A 17,327-nucleotide genomic window follows, 5' to 3' on the forward strand; every position below is an offset into this window, starting at 1 on the left:
CGAGGAAAATTTGATGCGTATCGTTCGTCAATTGCTGGGCGCAGCCATCGCGGCTGCAGTCATCGCTTCGCCGGCCATGGCCGAGGAGCTCACCGGCACCCTGAAGAAGATCAAGGAATCGGGCACCATCACACTGGGGCACCGCGACTCCTCCATTCCATTTTCCTACCTGGCCGGCAAACCCGAGCCCGTCGGTTACTCGCATGACATCCAGCTGGCCGTCGTCGACGCGCTGAAAAAGCAACTGGGCACGGACATCAAGGTCCGTTACAACCTGGTCACCTCGCAAACCCGTATTCCGCTGGTGCAGAACGGCACCGTCGACCTGGAGTGCGGCTCCACCACCAACAACGTCGAGCGCCAGCAGCAAGTCGGCTTCTCGGTCGGCATCTTCGAAGTCGGTACCCGCCTGTTGACCAAGGTCAAGGACGGTCAGCCTGCATACAAAGACTTCCCGGACCTGGCCGGCAAGAACGTGGTGACCACCGCCGGTACCACCTCCGAGCGCATCCTCAAGGCGATGAACGCCGACAAGCAGATGAAGATGAACGTGATTTCCGCCAAGGACCACGGTGAAGCCTTCAACATGCTCGAAAGCGGCCGCGCCGTGGCCTTCATGATGGACGATGCCCTGCTCGCCGGTGAAATGGCCAAGGCGCGCAAGCCATCCGACTGGGTCATCACCGGTACGCCACAGTCGTATGAAATCTACGGCTGCATGGTGCGCAAGGAAGACGCTGCGTTCAAGAAAGCGGTCGACGACGCCATCGTTGCCTACTTCAAGTCGGGCGAAGTCAACAAGAGCTACGACAAGTGGTTCATGCAGCCGATCCCGCCTAAAGGCCTGAACCTCAACTTCCAGATGAGCGAAGAGCTGAAGAAACTGATCGCCGAGCCGACCGACAAGGCTGCGGACGAGAAGAAGTCCTGATCCTCAGTAAATAGTGGCCTGGTGCTCACGAGCACGAATCAATTCTGCAGGCCACTCATTAGTGTCTAACCTTTCATCCGTGGGCGCCTTGCGCCCCCGGATGCTCGAAGGTGCCCGTGAAACAACCGTCTGAGGGGAAATCCCGATGAATTACAACTGGGACTGGGGCGTGTTCTTCAAGTCCACCGGCGTGGGCAGCGAAACCTATCTGGACTGGTACATCACCGGCCTGGGCTGGACCATCGCCATCGCCATCACCGCCTGGATCATCGCGCTGCTGCTGGGGTCGCTCCTCGGTGTCATGCGTACCGTACCGAACCGCCTGGTATCGGGTATCGCCACCGCCTACGTGGAACTGTTCCGCAACGTGCCACTGCTGGTGCAACTGTTCATCTGGTACTTCCTGGTACCGGACCTGCTGCCAGAAGGCTTGCAGGAATGGTTCAAGCAGGACCTCAACCCGACCACTTCGGCGCTGATCAGCGTGGTCATCTGCCTGGGCCTGTTCACCGCCGCGCGCGTCTGTGAGCAAGTGCGTACCGGTATCCAGGCGCTGCCCAAAGGCCAGGAAGCTGCCGCCCGCGCCATGGGCTTCAGCCTCCCGCAAATCTACAACAATGTGCTGCTGCCGCAAGCCTACCGGATCATCATTCCGCCGCTCACCTCCGAGTTCCTCAACGTATTCAAGAACTCCTCGGTGGCGTCGCTGATCGGCCTGATGGAGCTGCTGGCGCAGACCAAACAGACCGCAGAGTTTTCCGCCAACCTGTTCGAGGCGTTCACTTTGGCCACGCTGATCTACTTCACCCTGAACATGGGCCTGATGCTGCTCATGCGCATGGTCGAGAAGAAAGTCGCCGTGCCTGGCCTGATTTCCGTGGGGGGCAAGTAAATGGAAATGGATTTCAGCGAAATCATCCCCGCCCTGCCTGCCCTCTGGGAGGGCATGGTCATGACCCTCAAACTGATGGTCATGGGAGTCATCGGCGGTATCGTGCTGGGCACCATCCTGGCACTGATGCGCCTGTCGTCGAGCAAACTGCTGTCGAACCTGGCCGGCGCCTACGTCAACTACTTCCGCTCGATCCCGCTGCTGCTGGTGATCACCTGGTTCTACCTGGCGGTGCCGTTCGTGCTGCGCTGGATCACCGGCGAAGATACCCCGGTGGGTGCCTTCACCTCCTGCGTGGTCGCCTTCATGATGTTCGAGGCCGCGTATTTCTGCGAAATCGTCCGCGCCGGTGTGCAGTCGATCTCCAAGGGCCAGATGGGCGCCGCACAAGCGCTGGGCATGAACTACGCGCAGACCATGCGTCTGATCATCCTGCCCCAGGCCTTCCGCAAGATGACCCCGCTGCTGCTGCAGCAGAGCATCATCCTGTTCCAGGACACCTCGCTGGTATACACCGTGGGCCTGGTCGACTTCCTCAACTCGGCACGCTCCAACGGCGACATCATCGGGCGCTCCCATGAGTTCCTGATCTTCGCCGGCGTCGTCTACTTCCTCATCAGCTTCTCCGCTTCGTGGCTGGTCAAGCGCCTGCAAAAAAGGATCTCCGTATGATTTCCATCAAGAACGTCAACAAGTGGTACGGCGACTTCCAGGTACTGACCGACTGCAGCACCGAGGTCAAGAAAGGTGAGGTGGTGGTGGTCTGTGGCCCGTCGGGCTCGGGCAAGTCCACCCTGATCAAGTGCGTCAACGCGCTGGAGCCGTTCCAGAAGGGCGACATCGTGGTCGATGGCACTTCGATTGCCGACCCGAAGACCAACCTGCCCAAGCTGCGCTCGCGCGTGGGCATGGTGTTCCAGCACTTCGAGCTGTTCCCGCACCTGACCATCACCGAGAACCTGACCATTGCCCAGCGCAAGGTATTGGGCCGCAGCGAGGCGGAAGCCACCAAGAAGGGCCTGGCGCTGCTCGACCGTGTAGGCCTCAGTGCCCATGCCAAGAAACACCCCGGCCAGCTCTCCGGTGGCCAGCAGCAGCGCGTGGCAATCGCCCGCGCCCTGGCGATGGACCCGATCGTCATGCTGTTCGACGAACCTACCTCCGCACTGGACCCGGAAATGGTCAGCGAGGTACTGGACGTGATGGTGCAACTGGCCCAAGAAGGCATGACCATGATGTGCGTAACCCACGAGATGGGCTTTGCCCGCAAAGTCGCCAACCGGGTCATCTTCATGGACAAGGGCAGCATCATCGAAGACTGCACCAAGGAAGAGTTCTTCGGTGACCAGAGCGCCCGCGACCAGCGCACCCAGCACTTCCTCAGCAAGATCCTGCAGCACTGACCCGGCCACAGCTTCCGCTGCCAGGGACCCACCAGGCAGCGGAAGCTGGTCGTAACAAGGCCACTGTGATGAAATGCGATCCCTCGCTACTTCACCCTGCCAAGCCTGCCGTGAATTCCCGCCTGATCCGTCAATTGCTGTTACCACCACTGATCATCCTGCTGATGGTCGGCCTGGGAATGGCTGGCTACCTGATCAGCGAGAGCAATGGTATCCGCACCCTCAGCGAAAACGGCGAACGCCAGCTGGAGCTGCACGCACGCACGGTCGAAAGCGAAATCAGCAAGTACACCTACTTGCCGAGCCTGCTGGAGCTGGAAGACAGCGTCTCGCACCTGCTCAACGACCCGGACGGTGCCTCACGCCAGACGGTCAACGAATACCTTGAAGGCCTGAACCGTCGCAGTCGCAGTCGGGCCATCTTCGTCCTCGACACCAATGGCCGGGTACAGGCCACCAGCAACTGGCGCGATGCCGACTCGTTCCTGGGTGAAGACCTGTCGTTCCGCGCCTACTTCCAGACTGCCGTGCGCGGCGAGCCAGGGCGGTTCTACGGCATCGGCAGTACCACGGGCGAGGCCGGCTATTACCTGGCCCATGGGCTTGAGGAGCACGGCAAGATCATAGGCGTTGCGGTGATCAAGGTGCGCCTGGACACCCTCGAGGAGCGCTGGCAGCGTGCTCGCCTGGAGGCGTTCGTCAGCGACGAGAATGGCATCATCATTCTCTCCAGCGACCCGGCCCGGCGCCTCAAGTCGGTGCGCCCGCTGACCCCGCAAATCAAGGAGCGCCTGGCGCGAAGCCTGCAGTACTACTGGTGGCCGCTGAACGAATTGCAGCCCCTGGCCCGGGAAACCCTGGCCGATGGTGTGGAAAAACTGACCTTCCCGGCCAACACCGAAACCGCTCATGGCAAACCGCACGAAGTGGCCTATCTGGCGCAAACCAGGCGCCTGGTCGACACCCCCTGGCATTTCACCCTGCTGACCCCACTGCAGGACCTGCGTCGCGAATCCATGGTGCAGGGCATTCTGGTGGGCGTGGCCTTTGCCTTGCTGGCGATCCTCGGCATTGCCTGGAACGAGCGGCGCAAAGTGATCGCCACCCGCCTGGCGGCCCGCGAAGCCCTTGAAGAGGCCAACAGCCAGCTGGAGCGGCGGATTGCCGAACGCACCGCCGACCTGCGCGCCAGCAACGAACGCCTCAAGGGCCAGATTCGCGAGCGCCGGCATGCCGAGCAGACCTTGCGCCACGCCCAGGATGAGCTGGTGCAGGCAGGTAAGCTGGCCGCCATCGGGCAGATGTCCACCAGCATTGCCCACGAGCTGAACCAGCCACTGGCTGCGCTGCGCACCCTTTCTGGCAATACAGTGCGCTTCCTCGAGCGCGGGGCGCTGGAAACCGCCAGCACCAACCTGCGCACCATGAATGACCTGATCGACCGCATGGGCCGCATCACCGCCAGCCTTCGCTCGTTCGCCCGGCGCGGCGATGACAGCGGCCAGGCTTCACTGGCCAAGGCAGTAGAGGCCACCCTGCAGGTGCTGGCCAACCGCATCAGTGCCTGTCATTTGCAATTGCACCACCAGTTCGAGGACCAGCAACTGGCCATCGACCAGACCCGCCTGGAGCAGATTCTGGTCAACCTGATCGGGAATGCCCTTGACGCCATGGCCGCGCAACCGCAGCCTGAGCTATGGCTGGAAGGCGAGTTGCAGGGTGACAAGTACCGTTTGCAGGTGCGCGACAACGGCCACGGTATCGACCCCGAAGCGCGCAAGCACCTGTTCGAACCTTTCTTTACCACCAAACCGGGCGAGCATGGCCTGGGCCTGGGCCTGACCCTGTCGGCGAGCCTTGCCGCCGCCGCCAAGGGAAGCCTGAACGTCGAGCATCCCGTCACAGGCGGCACGGCCTTCGTCCTGGCCCTGCCTCTGGTTTCACCCCCTAGCGAATCGGCAGAGCATCCATGAACCAAGCGCCTCTTACCGTCCTGATCGTCGAAGACGACCCGCATGTGCTGCTCGGCTGCCAGCAGGCGCTGGCCCTGGAGGATATTGCCTGCGAGGGCGTAGGCAGCGCCGAACAGGCGCTGGAACGCATCGGCGACGATTTTGCCGGCATTGTCGTCAGCGATATCCGCCTGCCGGGTATTGATGGCCTGGAGCTGCTCAATCGCCTCAAGGCCCGTGACCGCAGCCTGCCGGTGGTGCTGATCACTGGCCATGGCGATATCGACATGGCCGTTGGCGCCATGCGTAACGGCGCCTACGACTTCATGGAAAAACCGTTCTCCCCCGAGCGCCTGGTCGACGTGGTACGCCGCGCGCTGGAACAGCGCGGGCTGTCACGCGAAGTGGTGGCCCTGCGCCGCCAGCTGGCCGAACAGAGCAGCCTGGAGGGACGCATCATTGGTCGCTCACCGGCCATGGAGCACTTGCGCGAACTGATCGCCAACGTCGCCGACACCTCAGCCAACGTGCTTATCGAAGGCGAGACCGGCACCGGCAAAGAGCTGGTCGCACGCTGCCTGCACGACTTCAGCCGCCGCCAGAGCCACCCGTTCGTGGCGCTGAACTGTGGCGGCCTGCCGGAAAACCTGTTTGAAAGCGAGATATTCGGCCACGAGGCCAACGCCTTCACCGGTGCCGGCAAACGCCGCATCGGCAAGATCGAACACGCCAACGGCGGCACGCTGTTCCTCGATGAAGTGGAGAGCATGCCGATCAACCTGCAGATCAAGCTGCTGCGCGTGCTGCAGGAGCGCACCCTGGAACGATTGGGCTCGAACCAGAGCATCCCGGTGGATTGCCGGGTGATCGCCGCGACAAAGGCGGACCTTGATGCCCTGGGCCAGAGCGGCCAGTTCCGCAGCGACCTGTATTACCGGCTGAACGTGGTCACCCTTGAGCTGCCGCCGCTGCGTGAGCGCCGTGAAGACATCCTGCAGTTGTTCGAACATTTCCTGCAGCAGTCGGCCCTGCGCTTTGATCGGGAAACACCGACACTGGACAGCCAGACCCTGTCGCGCCTGATGGCCCACGACTGGCCAGGCAACGTGCGCGAGTTGCGCAACGTGGCCGAACGCTATGCCCTCGGCCTGCCAGCGTTCAAGAAAGGCCCCAGCGGTGGTGCCAACCAAGGCCTGCTTTTTGCCGAGGCGGTGGAAGCATTCGAACGCAACCTGCTCACTGATGCCCTGCAACGCACGGGTGGCAACCTGAGCCAGGCCAGCCAGGAGCTGGGCATGGCCAAGACCACGCTGTTCGACAAAGTGAAAAAATACGGCCTCGCCTGACTGAACCCAAACTGGAAAACAACGTGGACCTGGTATTCAAAGCGGCCCTGGGCGCAGGCGTGGTGCTGTTGCTGGCGGTGCTGTCGAAAACGCGCAACTACTACATCGCAGGGCTGGTGCCGCTGTTCCCCACCTTCGCCCTGATTGCCCACTACATCGTCGGCAAGGGGCGCAGCATTGCCGACCTCAAGACCACCATCCTGTTTGGCATGTGGTCGATCATTCCGTATTTCGTGTACCTGGCAACCCTGTATGTACTGGTCGACCGCTTGCGCCTCGAGGCTTCGATGGCGCTGGCCACAGTGGCCTGGCTGATCGCCGCGACCGTGCTGGTGACTGTGTGGGTGCGGATGCACTGAGCGAAATCGACGCCGATTCAGAGCCCTGCGATGTGCGTGACCTCTTGCCTGTGCGCCTGCAAATAAGGCAACACCGCCCCCAGTAACGGCGCCTTGAACGGCTCCTGGAAACGGTGCGCCAGCCCCGGGATCAAGCGCAACTGGCTGCCCCGGATATGCGCCGCCAAGTGCACGCCATGCATCACCGGCAATAACGGATCAGCCGTGCCGTGTACCACCAGGGTCGGCACTCGCAACTGGTTGAGCAACTCGACGCGGCTCGGCTCGGCCAGTATCGCCATGATCTGGCGCTTGGCCCCGTCAGGGTTGAACGCCCGGTCGTAGGCCTGCGCCGCCTGGTGCAGCAACACCTCGCGGTCGTCCCGTACCTCAGGGCTGCCCAAGGCCGCCAGCAGGTCGGCCTGCTGCTCGATTGCCACTTCACGGTTCGGTGCGCTGCGCCGGGCCAGCAACTGCACCAGCGCCGGGTCCGGCGCCGGGAGCCCCGCCGCCCCTGAACTGGACATGACCAGCGTCAGGCTGCGCACACGCTCGGGCGCCATCGCCGCCAGGTGCTGGGCAATCATGCCGCCCATGCTCACACCCAATACATGAAACTGGCGCACGCCCAACGCGTCCATCAGGTGCAAGCCGTCATCGGCCATATCAGTCAGCGTGTAGGGCGCCGACACGGGCAGGCCCAGCTTGTAACGCAACAGTTCGAGCGTCAGGTTGGCGTGCGGTGGCACCTGGTTCCAGCGTGACAGGCCGACATCGCGGTTGTCATAGCGGATCACCCGAAAACCTTGGCGACACAATGCTTCGACCACGTCGTCTGGCCAATGAATCAGCTGTCCGCCCAAGCCCATGACCAGCAGCAAGGCCGGGTCGCGTGGCGCACCGACGCTCTGGTACACCAGGCTGACGGCACCGAGTTCGGCACGCTGCACCGGCACCTGGGCGTCACAGCGCTGTTCGGCGAAACTCGCCGGTGCGCTGAACAGAAAGAAAAGAAAAAGCCAAAAAGCCCGCATGAAAGAAACACCAGAATGCAGATCCCCAGTAGAGCGCGAGTCTGATGAATTCTGTTCGGGCGCGCTGCCACAATTCGGTGACAGTTTCATGACTCCCGCCAGGCGGTGCGACGATCGCCCAGTCGACAGATGCCGCATCATGAGAGAAACTCAATTCATTCCCTGTTTCTTCAATTCCACACCCCGGAGTCATCTGTGCTGGAGATCCGTCACCTGAAAACCCTTCATGCCCTGCGCGAAGCCGACAGCCTGGTGGAGGCCGCCGAACGCCTGCACCTGACCCAGTCGGCGTTGTCGCACCAGTTCAAGGAGCTGGAAGAGCGCCTGGGCCTCCCGATTTTCGTGCGCAAGACCAAGCCAATCCGCTTCACCAGCGCCGGGCTGCGTCTGCTGCAACTGGCTGATGCCACCCTGCCGTTGCTGCGCAGTGCCGAACGTGACATCGCACGCCTGGCCGGAGGCACGGCCGGACGCCTGCACATGGCAATCGAATGCCACAGTTGCTTCCAGTGGCTGATGCCGACCATCGACCAGTTCCGTGATGCCTGGCCGGAAGTGGAACTGGACCTGGCCTCGGGCTTTGCCTTCGCCCCGCTGCCGGCCCTGGCCCGCGGCGACCTTGACCTGGTGGTGACCTCCGACCCAGTGGACCTGGCAGGCATCACTTATGTCCCGCTGTTCACCTACGAGGCGATGCTGGCAGTGGCCAACCAGCACCCGCTGGCCAGCAAGCCTTACATCGTGCCGCAAGACTTGCTCGACCAGACGCTGATCACCTACCCGGTGGAGCGCGATCGCCTGGACATCTTCACCCGCTTCCTGGAGCCCGCCGATATCGAGCCAGCCGCCGTGCGTACCTCGGAGCTGACGGTGATGATGATGCAACTGGTGGCCAGCGGCCGTGGCGTATGCGGCATGCCGCATTGGGCACTGCACGAGTACAGCTCGCGCGGCTATGTGAAGGGCAAACGCCTGGGCGAGAAAGGCCTGTTTGCCACGCTTTATGCCGCCGTACGCACCGACATGCTCGATGCCCCTTACATGCGCGACTTTTTGCTGACGGCCAAGGACACCTCGTTCGCCACCCTCGACGGCGTCAGCGCGGTGCGTTGAGCGCCTGGCGATACAGCGGCAGGATCAAGTCGCGGGTCAGGGGAGCCAGTGGCATGACGGGCGCCTGATCTGCTGCCAGCCAGACCACCTCCTCGATCTCTGCGGCCGGCACCACGGCAGCGGCGCTGTCGACACGGAACAGTTCGGCTTGCACTTCGAAGCCGGGCTCGTTGGCGGCGGGGGCACTGAACTGGCCCAGGTGCATGGCGTGAGCCGGGTCGATGCGCAGGCCCAGTTCCTCCTGCAACTCGCGCACCAGCGCCTGTACCGGCGTTTCACCGGCATCGATCTTGCCGCCTGGCTGCATGAAAGCCTCGGTGCCACGCTTGCGCACCAGCAGCGTGCGGCCCTGAGGGTCGATCAGCAGGGCGGCGGCGATGCGGATGATGTTGGGCATGAAGTGGGCTCGCTGAATAAAATGACCCGCGAGGATCCCATGGGGTCATTGGCCTGACAAGGCCGGTCATTCCTGTGTCGGCCTGGTAGACGAGCGGCCCCTTGCCAACCTGTTGCACACCCTCCATAAACAACACATGAACCTGCCCGCCAAACACCACCCGGTGCTCGAGCTGTTCCATCCTGCCGTCAGCACCTGGTTCCGCCGCCACTTCGCCACGGTCACCGATGCCCAGGCACAGGCCTGGCCGTTGATCCACGCCGGGCAATCCATGCTGCTGGCCGCGCCGACCGGCTCAGGCAAGACCCTGAGCGCTTTTCTGGCCGTGCTTGATGAGCTGCTGCGTGAAGGCATGAAGCATCAGGGCGAACTGCCCGCACAGACCCTGGTGATCTACGTTTCACCTCTGAAGGCCCTGTCCAATGACATTCGTCTGAACCTGCAGGCCCCGCTCGAAGGCATCAGCCAAGCCATTGCAGAGCAAGGCCTGAACGCCCCACGCATCACCACGGCGGTACGCACCGGCGATACACCGCAGAAGGAACGCGCCGCCATGCGCAAGCTGGCCCCGCACATTCTGGTGACAACCCCCGAATCGCTTTACGTGCTGATGGGCTCGGCCTCTGGCCGTGAAGGCCTGGCCCATGTGCACACGGTAATCGTCGACGAAATCCATGCCTTGGCCGGTAACAAGCGTGGCGCCCATCTGGCACTGACCTTGGAACGCCTGCAAGCCTTGTGCAAAAAACCACTGCGGCGGATCGGCCTGTCCGCTACCCAACGCCCGGTCGAACGGGTGGCACAGTTTCTGGTGGGTAGCGGGCGCCCCTGCGCCATTGTCGATATCGGCCATGCCCGCAAGCGTGACCTGGCCATCGAAGTGCCGCCGGTACCGCTGGGGGCGGTGATGGCCATTGATGTCTGGGGCCTGGTGTATGACCGCTTGGCCACCCTTGCCCGTGAACACCGCACCACGCTGGTATTCGTCAACACCCGGCGCCTGGCCGAACGTATCACCCGCCACCTCAGCGACCGGCTGGGCAAGGAGGCGGTTGCCGCACACCATGGCAGCCTGTCCAAAGCGCTGCGCCTGGATGCGGAGCAGCGGCTCAAGAGCGGCCAGCTCCAGGTGCTGGTAGCGACCGCATCGCTGGAGCTTGGCATTGATATCGGCGATATCGACCTGGTCTGCCAGGTCGCCTCGCCGGGCTCGATTGCCGCCTTCCTGCAACGGGTTGGCCGCGCTGGACACCAGGTCGATGGTGTGCCGAAGGGGCGCCTGTTCCCTACCTCACGCGATGACCTGATCGAATGCGTTGCCTTGCTTGACTGCGTTCGACAGGGCGAACTGGACGCACTGCACATCCCCCGGGCACCGCTGGATGTGCTGGCCCAGCAGATCGTCGCAGAAGCCAGCAACCAGGCCTGGCACGAACAGGATCTGCTGGATTGCCTGCGCCAGGCCACACCTTACGCCGAGCTTGACCAGCACCACTACCAGGCCCTGCTGCGCATGCTCGCCGAGGGCTACAACGGCCGCCAGGGTGTGCGCAGTGCCTACTTGCACCGTGACGCAGTGAGCGGCACGCTGCGTGGCCGACGTGGCAGCCAGCTGACCGCGCTGACCAGCGGCGGCACCATCCCCGACAACGCCGACTACGCCGTGTTGCTGGAACCGCAGGCGCTGAACATCGGCAGCGTCAATGAAGACTTTGCCATGGAAAGCATTGCTGGCGATATTTTCCAGCTGGGCAACGCCTCCTATCGCATTCTGCGCGTCGAGCCGGGCCGGGTGCGGGTAGAGGATGCTCATGGCCTGCCACCGACCATTCCGTTCTGGCTGGGTGAAGCGCCGGGGCGCAGTGACGAGCTGTCTGCCGCCGTGGCCCGGCTGCAGGCGCGAATCGACCAGCAACTGGCGCAGGCAGGCGGCGACACGGTGGAGGTACTGGCCTGGTTGCAGGCGACCTTCGAACTGGACGAAGCTTGTGCGGGCCAGTTGCTCGACTACCTGGCCCGCACCCGTGAAGTGCTTGGCGCCCTGCCCTCGCAGGATACGCTGGTGATGGAACGTTTTTTCGATGAGTCCGGCGGGACCCAACTGATCATTCATTCACCCTACGGTAGCCGCATCAACCGCGCCTGGGGTCTGGCCCTGCGCAAGCGCTTCTGCCGCACCTTCAACTTCGAACTGCAGGCTGCCGCCAGCGAGGACGCCATCGTGCTGTCACTGTCGACCAGCCACAGTTTCGAGCTGGACGAAGTGTGGCGCTACCTGAACAGCCGCAGCGCCGAGCCGATTCTCATCCAGGCCCTGCTCGATGCACCGCTGTTTGGCGTGCGCTGGCGCTGGAATGCAGGCGTGGCCATGGCACTGCCGCGCTTTGTGGGCGGACGCAAGGTGGCGCCACAAATCCAGCGCATGAAGAGTGAGGACCTGGTTGCCGCCGTGTTCCCCGACCAGATCGCCTGCCTGGAGAACATCGCCGGCGAGCGGCAGATTCCCGACCATCCGCTGGTCGAGCAAACCCTCGACGATTGCCTGCACGAGGCGATGGACAGCGAAGGCTGGCTGGCCCTGCTGCGGCGTATGGAAAGCGGTGCAGTGCGCTTGCTGTGCCGGGATCTGCCCGCCCCCTCGCCGCTGGCATCAGCGATTCTCAACGCCCGGCCTTATGCCTTTCTGGACGATGCGCCACTGGAAGAACGACGTACCCAGGCGGTGCTCAACCGGCGCTGGAACGACGTGCACAGTAGCGACGACCTGGGCGCGCTGGACGCTGATGCCATTGCTGCCGTCGCGGCCGAGGCCTGGCCACAGCCGGCCAATCCCGACGAAATGCACGAGGCATTGATGAGCCTGGGTGCCATCGGTCAGGTCGAGGTAGATGCCAACCCCTGCTGGGATTTGCTGCTAAGGCAGCTGGCCAAGGCTGGGCGTGCCTTGCGCCTGCCCGATGACAAGCTCTGGTTGGCCCGCGAACGCCTGAACCTGCTGCTGGCACTGTACCCCACAGCGCACAGGGAGCCAGCGCTCGAACGGCTCGCTGGCTTCGACCAGCCCATCGAGCCCGACCACGCACTGAGCGAACTGCTGCGCGCCCGCCTGAGCGGCCATGGCCCCCAGACCCTGGCGCAGATCGCTGCGCCATTGGGCAAACCGGTAACCGATATCGAGCAGGCTCTGGCCCGCCTGGAAGCCGAAGGCTATGTGCTGCGCGGGCATTTCAGCCCAGGTGCAACTGACCTGCAATGGTGCGAACGCCACTTGCTGGCACGCATCCACCGCTACACGGTCAAACGCCTGCGCCGCGAGATCGAACCGGTCAGCCTGCAAGACTTCATGCGCTTTCTGTTCGATTGGCAGCACCTGGCGCCTGACGAGCGCCTGCGTGGTCCGCAGGCGGTGGCCGAAGTGCTCGGCCAGTTACAAGGGTTCCCCAGCGCCGCAGCGGCCTGGGAGGCGGAACTGCTGCCGGCGCGTATCAAAGACTACAGTCCGCACTGGCTCGACGAAGCCTGCCGAAGTGGCCAGTTTGCCTGGAGCCGGCTGGCGGCAACAGTGGCGAGCAGCACGTTGACCAGTACCCCACTGGTGTTGCTGCCGCGGGACCAGTTGAACACGTGGCGCAGCCTGGCGCCCGCACCTGCTGTCGACGCCCTTGGCCTACGTGCGCAACGTGTGCACGAAGCGCTGAAAACCCAGGGTGCGCTGTTCTTCGATGAACTGGCACATGAGGCACACTTGCTGCCCAGTGAACTGGAAACTGCACTGCAGGAGCTGGTGGGCTCGGGCCTGGCCGGGGCGGACAGTTTCACTGGCTTGCGCAGCCTGATCACGCCTGCAACCAAGCGCAGCTCACGTAACAGCCGCCGAGGGCACCCGCCGCTTTCCAGCAGCATGGCGCATGCCGGACGTTGGGCCCTGCTGCGCCGCAGCGATGCGCCCCCGGATCACGACCAGCGCCTGGAGCACATTGCCCGCACGCTGCTGCGCCGCTATGGCGTGATCTGCTGGCGGCTGTTGGCGCGCGAGAGTGATGTACTGCCGCCCTGGCGTGAGCTGCTGCGCTGCTATCACCGCTTGGAAGCGCGTGGCGAGATCCGGGGCGGGCGCTTCATTGCCGGGCTGGCCGGTGAACAGTTCGCCTTGCCTGAGGCGGTAGTATTGCTGCGGCAAGTGAGACGACGTGAACCGGACGGAACGCTGCAGGTGGTGAGCGCCGGTGACCCACTGAACCTGATCGGCTCGTTGCTGCCTGGGGCGAAAGTGCCGGCAGTGATTGGCAACCGGCTTCTGTATCGCGACGGGATACCGGTGGCGGTGCGGATGGCCGGGCGTTACGCGTATCTGGTCGAGGCGTCCGTACAGGAGCAGGAAAGCTGGCGGCAGAAACTGCTGCGCGCCCCCCTGTAGGAGCGGGTTTACCCGCGAATACGGTGGCGGCGGCAACGCTGACCGGCGGGTAGAAATTGGCCAGCAGGCCCGGCCCTTTCGCGGGTGAACCCGCTCCTACGCTCGAGAATGATTTTCGCTACCCCGATTTTATTTTGCAGCGCCCGGCAACTTGGCTATGGTCGGGGTTTGCCCCCAGGCCCTGAGCCTGACCGCGCCATCGCAAGGACCCTGTATGAGCCTGTCACTTCTCAGTCGCTATGCCTTCTTCGCCGCCTGTGTGCTGTTCACCCTGGCGAGCCTCCCCTTCAGCCACCACGAATGGCTGTGGCCGTTCACCCTGACCACAGGCATTCTCAGCCTGATCGGCCTGTTCGACCTGCTGCAGCAGCGCCACGCCGTACGCCGCAACTACCCGGTTCTCGGCAACATCCGCTATCTGGTCGAGGCCATTCGCCCGGAAATCCGCCAGTACCTGCTGGAGTCCGACAGCGATGCCCTGCCCTTCTCCCGCGCCCAGCGCTCGCTGGTGTATGCCCGGGCGAAGAACGAAGCCTCGGACAAACCTTTCGGCACCCTGATCGACGTATATGAATCCGGTTTCGAGTTTATCGGCCACTCCATGCGCCCGGCACCGCTGGCTGACCCGACCAGCTTCCGTGTCATCGTCGGTGGGCCGCAGTGCGGCCAGCCGTATTCCGCGTCGATCTTCAACATTTCGGCCATGAGTTTCGGCTCGCTCAGCGCCAATGCCATCCGTGCGCTCAACCAGGGCGCCAAGCTGGGCAATTTCCACCATGACACCGGCGAGGGCAGCATCAGCCCCTACCATCGCGAGCACGGTGGTGACCTGGTGTGGGAACTGGGCAGCGGCTACTTCGGGTGCCGCACGCCAGATGGGCGCTTCGATCCCGAACGCTTCGCCGCCCAGGCGCGCAGCCCTCAGGTGCGCATGATCGAGATCAAGATGAGCCAGGGCGCCAAACCCGGCCATGGCGGCATATTGCCCAAACACAAGGTCACCCAGGAAATTGCCGAAACCCGTGGCGTGCTGATGGGCGAGGATTGCATCTCACCGTCGCGCCACAGCGCCTTCTCGACACCGATCGAAATGATGCAGTTCATCGCCCAGTTGCGTGAACTGTCCGGCGGCAAGCCAGTGGGGTTCAAGTTCTGCCTGGGCCACCCGTGGGAATTCATGGGCATCGCCAAGGCCATGCTGGAAACCGGCATCCTGCCCGACTTCATCGTCGTCGATGGCAAGGAAGGCGGCACCGGCGCAGCGCCCGTGGAGTTCACCGACCATATCGGCGTGCCACTGCGTGAAGGCCTGCTGTTCGTGCACAACACCCTGGTCGGCCTGAACCTGCGCGACAAGATCAAGCTGGGCGCCAGCGGCAAGATTGTCAGCGCCTTCGACATCGCCAGCGTGCTGGCCATTGGCGCCGACTGGGCCAACTCGGCACGCGGCTTCATGTTCGCCATCGGCTGCATCCAGTCGCAAAGCTGCCACACCAACAAATGCCCGACCGGCGTGGCCACGCAAGATCCGCTGCGCCAGCGCGCGCTGGTGGTGCCCGACAAAGCCCAGCGGGTGCTGAACTTCCATCACAACACGTTGCGTGCCTTGGCAGAAATGCTGGCGGCGGCAGGCCTGGAGCATCCGGCACAACTGGAGGCCAAGCACCTGGTGCGGCGCATTTCGGCCACCGAAATCAAGCTGTTCTCGCAGATGCATGTGTTCTTGAAGCCAGGTGAGCTGCTGACCGGCGAGGTGAACGGCCAGTTCTATTCGCGGATGTGGCAACTGGCCCGGGCGGACAGTTTCGAGCCGCACAGCGAAGTGGCGGCCTGAGAGAACGCTGGGGCCGCAAGGCGGCCCCACGTCAGGTCAGGAGGCTGTACTCGTCACACCTTGTGCGTCTTTCGGCGCCAGGCGGAACGTGTAATACAGCACTGTCAGCAACACCAGGAACGCCGGGCCGATGTACAGGGCCACACGCGTATCCTCGAAGTACGCCATCAGCCCCACCACCAGCACCAGGAAGGCCAGTGCCAGATACGAGCTCAGCGGCCACAGCCACATGCGGTACTTCAGTGCCTTGCGCTCGGCAGTGGTAAGGCCGGCACGGAACTTCAACTGCGCCAGCAAGATCATCACCCAGGTCCAGATCGCACCGAAGGTGGCGATCGAGGTCACCCAGACGAAGACCTTTTCTGGCACCAGGTAGTTGGCCAGCACGCCCAGCAGCAATGCGCCAATCGACAGCAGCAGCGCATTGCGTGGCACGCCGTTCTTCGAGGTGCGGGCGAAGGCCGCCGGGGCCTGGCCGTTCTGTGCCAGGCTATAGAGCATGCGCCCGGTGCTGAAGATGCCGCCGTTGCACGATGACAGCGCCGCCGTGATGACCACGAAGTTGATGATGCCGGCGGCGGTCTTGATGCCGAGGCGCTCGAAGGTCATGACGAACGGGCTGCCCTGGCTACCGATTTCGTTCCACGGGTAAATCGACAGGATCACGAACAACGCGCCGACGTAGAACAGCAGGATGCGCCAGAACACCGAGCCGATGGCCTGCGGAATGGTCTTTTGCGGGTTGCGTGCTTCACCTGCGGTGAGGCCGATCATTTCCACACCCAGATAGGCGAACATCACCATCTGCAGCGACATCAGCACGCCGGTCACACCATTGGGCATGAAACCGCCGTTGCTCCACAGGTTGGAGATCCCCACTGCCACACCGTCATTGCCAAAGCCGAAGGCAATGATGCCGATGCCGCCAAGCACCATGGCGATGATGGTGACGATCTTGATCAGCGCGAACCAGAACTCGAACTCACCAAAAGCCTTCACCGCCACCAGGTTGACCGCGCCCATGCTGCCCAGCGCCGCCAGGGCCCAGATCCAGCGCGGAACGTCGGGGAACCAGATGCCCATGTAGATGGCCACTGCCGTGATTTCGGCAACACAGGTCACCAGCCACAGGAACCAGTAGTTCCAGCCGGTCAGGAAGCCCGCCAATGGGCCGAGGTAATCCTGGGCATAACGGCTGAACGAGCCGGCGACAGGGTTGTGCACGGCCATTTCACCAAGGGCGCGCATGATCACCAGAATGGCCAGGCCGCCGATGATGTAGGACAACATGATGGCCGGGCCGGCCATTTCGATCGCCTTGGCCGAACCGAGGAAAAGACCGACACCGATACAGGCGCCCAGCGCCATCAGGCGGATGTGCCGTTCGCCCAGTTCACGCTTGAGCGGGCCGCCTTCAGTGGCCTGGCCGTGGGCAGAGTGGTTGCCGACTGGCATAGCAATACAACCTCATTTTGTTATTGGATTTGACCTTCGTGCCGCCGCGACCAAGCCGATAGGCGTGGCATTGGCTTGCCAGGCTGGCCTTGTGGACCGGCCCGTGTGCCGGAGTAGAGCGCCCGGCAAGGCGAAGGGGGCGAGCAGTATAGGAAGACCGTTGTAGGAGTTTTCACTGTATATATGCAGAAATTTGGCTAGAACTCTGGGGCCGC

13 protein-coding genes are annotated in these 17,327 nt (G+C 63.3%); 10 read left to right on the forward strand and 3 right to left on the reverse strand.

From position 1 onward, the window contains the following. Positions 1-13 precede the first annotated feature (13 nt). The 7 genes from ACF8O8_RS01480 to ACF8O8_RS01510 all read left to right on the forward strand — a co-directional run bounded on the left by ACF8O8_RS01480 (position 14) and on the right by ACF8O8_RS01510 (position 6,883). A complete protein-coding gene (locus ACF8O8_RS01480; RefSeq protein ID WP_003254967.1) occupies positions 14-931 on the forward strand; it encodes a glutamate/aspartate ABC transporter substrate-binding protein in 918 nt (305 codons plus the stop codon). A 145-nt stretch (positions 932-1,076) separates the two neighbouring features. Continuing rightward, positions 1,077-1,823: an amino acid ABC transporter permease gene (locus ACF8O8_RS01485; RefSeq protein ID WP_010952242.1), complete on the forward strand. Its 747-nt coding sequence runs from the start codon at positions 1,077-1,079 to the stop codon at positions 1,821-1,823. Next, the gene (locus tag ACF8O8_RS01490; protein WP_010952241.1) at positions 1,824-2,495 is read left to right on the forward strand and encodes an amino acid ABC transporter permease; all 672 of its coding nucleotides are present in this window, start codon (positions 1,824-1,826) and stop codon (positions 2,493-2,495) included. It abuts the gene before it with no gap. Continuing rightward, positions 2,492-3,226: an amino acid ABC transporter ATP-binding protein gene (locus ACF8O8_RS01495; RefSeq protein ID WP_021781956.1), complete on the forward strand. Its 735-nt coding sequence runs from the start codon at positions 2,492-2,494 to the stop codon at positions 3,224-3,226. Before ACF8O8_RS01490 ends, ACF8O8_RS01495 begins: the two co-directional genes overlap by 4 nt. A gap of 68 nt (positions 3,227-3,294) precedes the next feature. Further along, positions 3,295-5,199, forward strand: coding sequence for an ATP-binding protein (locus tag ACF8O8_RS01500; RefSeq protein WP_392509143.1), 1,905 nt, complete (start codon positions 3,295-3,297; stop codon positions 5,197-5,199). Next, positions 5,196-6,524, forward strand: a complete 1,329-nt coding sequence (locus tag ACF8O8_RS01505) for a sigma-54 dependent transcriptional regulator (protein ID WP_010952238.1) — start codon at positions 5,196-5,198, stop codon at positions 6,522-6,524. The genes ACF8O8_RS01500 and ACF8O8_RS01505 overlap by 4 nt, the downstream gene beginning before the upstream one ends. 23 nt (positions 6,525-6,547) lie before the next feature. After that, positions 6,548-6,883, forward strand: a complete 336-nt coding sequence (locus ACF8O8_RS01510) for a GlpM family protein (protein ID WP_010952237.1) — start codon at positions 6,548-6,550, stop codon at positions 6,881-6,883. 17 nt (positions 6,884-6,900) lie between these two features. Here the strand turns inward: ACF8O8_RS01510 and ACF8O8_RS01515 are convergent, their stop codons facing one another. Beyond that, on the reverse strand, positions 6,901-7,896 hold the full coding sequence (locus ACF8O8_RS01515) for an alpha/beta fold hydrolase (protein WP_049588505.1): 996 nt from the start codon (positions 7,894-7,896) through the stop codon (positions 6,901-6,903). Between the two features lie 195 nt (positions 7,897-8,091). Between ACF8O8_RS01515 and metR the strand changes: the two genes are divergently transcribed. After that, entirely contained in the window at positions 8,092-9,009 is a 918-nt protein-coding gene (gene metR / locus ACF8O8_RS01520; RefSeq protein WP_003254981.1) for a transcriptional regulator MetR, read from the forward strand. On the opposite strand, the gene ACF8O8_RS01525 is transcribed toward metR, so the two are convergent. Then, positions 8,993-9,406 carry an NUDIX domain-containing protein gene (locus tag ACF8O8_RS01525; RefSeq protein ID WP_392509144.1) on the reverse strand — a complete coding sequence of 138 codons (414 nt, stop codon included), beginning with the start codon at positions 9,404-9,406 and terminating at the stop codon, positions 8,993-8,995. The two genes, metR and ACF8O8_RS01525, sit on opposite strands and share 17 nt — an antisense overlap. A gap of 136 nt (positions 9,407-9,542) precedes the next feature. Between ACF8O8_RS01525 and ACF8O8_RS01530 the strand changes: the two genes are divergently transcribed. Together ACF8O8_RS01530 and ACF8O8_RS01535 are read left to right on the forward strand one after the other, a co-directional pair. Next, positions 9,543-13,823 carry a DEAD/DEAH box helicase gene (locus ACF8O8_RS01530; protein WP_392509145.1) on the forward strand — a complete coding sequence of 1,427 codons (4,281 nt, stop codon included), beginning with the start codon at positions 9,543-9,545 and terminating at the stop codon, positions 13,821-13,823. Between the two features lie 214 nt (positions 13,824-14,037). After that, entirely contained in the window at positions 14,038-15,657 is a 1,620-nt protein-coding gene (locus tag ACF8O8_RS01535) for an FMN-binding glutamate synthase family protein (protein ID WP_392509146.1), read from the forward strand. Positions 15,658-15,693: 36 nt separating this feature from the next. Here ACF8O8_RS01535 and ACF8O8_RS01540 read toward each other — a convergent pair whose 3' ends face one another. Further along, positions 15,694-17,112 (reverse strand): amino acid permease, encoded by a 1,419-nt coding sequence (locus tag ACF8O8_RS01540; protein ID WP_003254987.1) that lies wholly within the window; start codon positions 17,110-17,112, stop codon positions 15,694-15,696. Positions 17,113-17,327: the final 215 nt, after the last annotated feature.

The sequence above is a fragment of the Pseudomonas sp. TYF_14 genome (genome assembly GCF_043105275.1).
GTDB lineage: Bacteria > Pseudomonadota > Gammaproteobacteria > Pseudomonadales > Pseudomonadaceae > Aquipseudomonas > Aquipseudomonas alloputida.

Bases quoted from the DNA above. Each gene is read 5' to 3' on its own strand.
- ACF8O8_RS01540 (WP_003254987.1), bottom strand. From the start codon at position 17,112: ATGCCAGTCGGCAACCACTCTGCCCACGGCCAGGCCACTGAAGGCGGC.
- ACF8O8_RS01505 (WP_010952238.1), top strand. From the start codon at position 5,196: ATGAACCAAGCGCCTCTTACCGTCCTGATCGTCGAAGACGACCCGCAT.
- ACF8O8_RS01480 (WP_003254967.1), top strand. From the start codon at position 14: ATGCGTATCGTTCGTCAATTGCTGGGCGCAGCCATCGCGGCTGCAGTC.
- ACF8O8_RS01530 (WP_392509145.1), top strand. From the start codon at position 9,543: ATGAACCTGCCCGCCAAACACCACCCGGTGCTCGAGCTGTTCCATCCT.
- ACF8O8_RS01535 (WP_392509146.1), top strand. From the start codon at position 14,038: ATGAGCCTGTCACTTCTCAGTCGCTATGCCTTCTTCGCCGCCTGTGTG.
- ACF8O8_RS01485 (WP_010952242.1), top strand. From the start codon at position 1,077: ATGAATTACAACTGGGACTGGGGCGTGTTCTTCAAGTCCACCGGCGTG.
- ACF8O8_RS01490 (WP_010952241.1), top strand. From the start codon at position 1,824: ATGGAAATGGATTTCAGCGAAATCATCCCCGCCCTGCCTGCCCTCTGG.
- ACF8O8_RS01495 (WP_021781956.1), top strand. From the start codon at position 2,492: ATGATTTCCATCAAGAACGTCAACAAGTGGTACGGCGACTTCCAGGTA.
- ACF8O8_RS01525 (WP_392509144.1), bottom strand. From the start codon at position 9,406: ATGCCCAACATCATCCGCATCGCCGCCGCCCTGCTGATCGACCCTCAG.
- ACF8O8_RS01515 (WP_049588505.1), bottom strand. From the start codon at position 7,896: ATGCGGGCTTTTTGGCTTTTTCTTTTCTTTCTGTTCAGCGCACCGGCG.
- ACF8O8_RS01500 (WP_392509143.1), top strand. From the start codon at position 3,295: ATGAAATGCGATCCCTCGCTACTTCACCCTGCCAAGCCTGCCGTGAAT.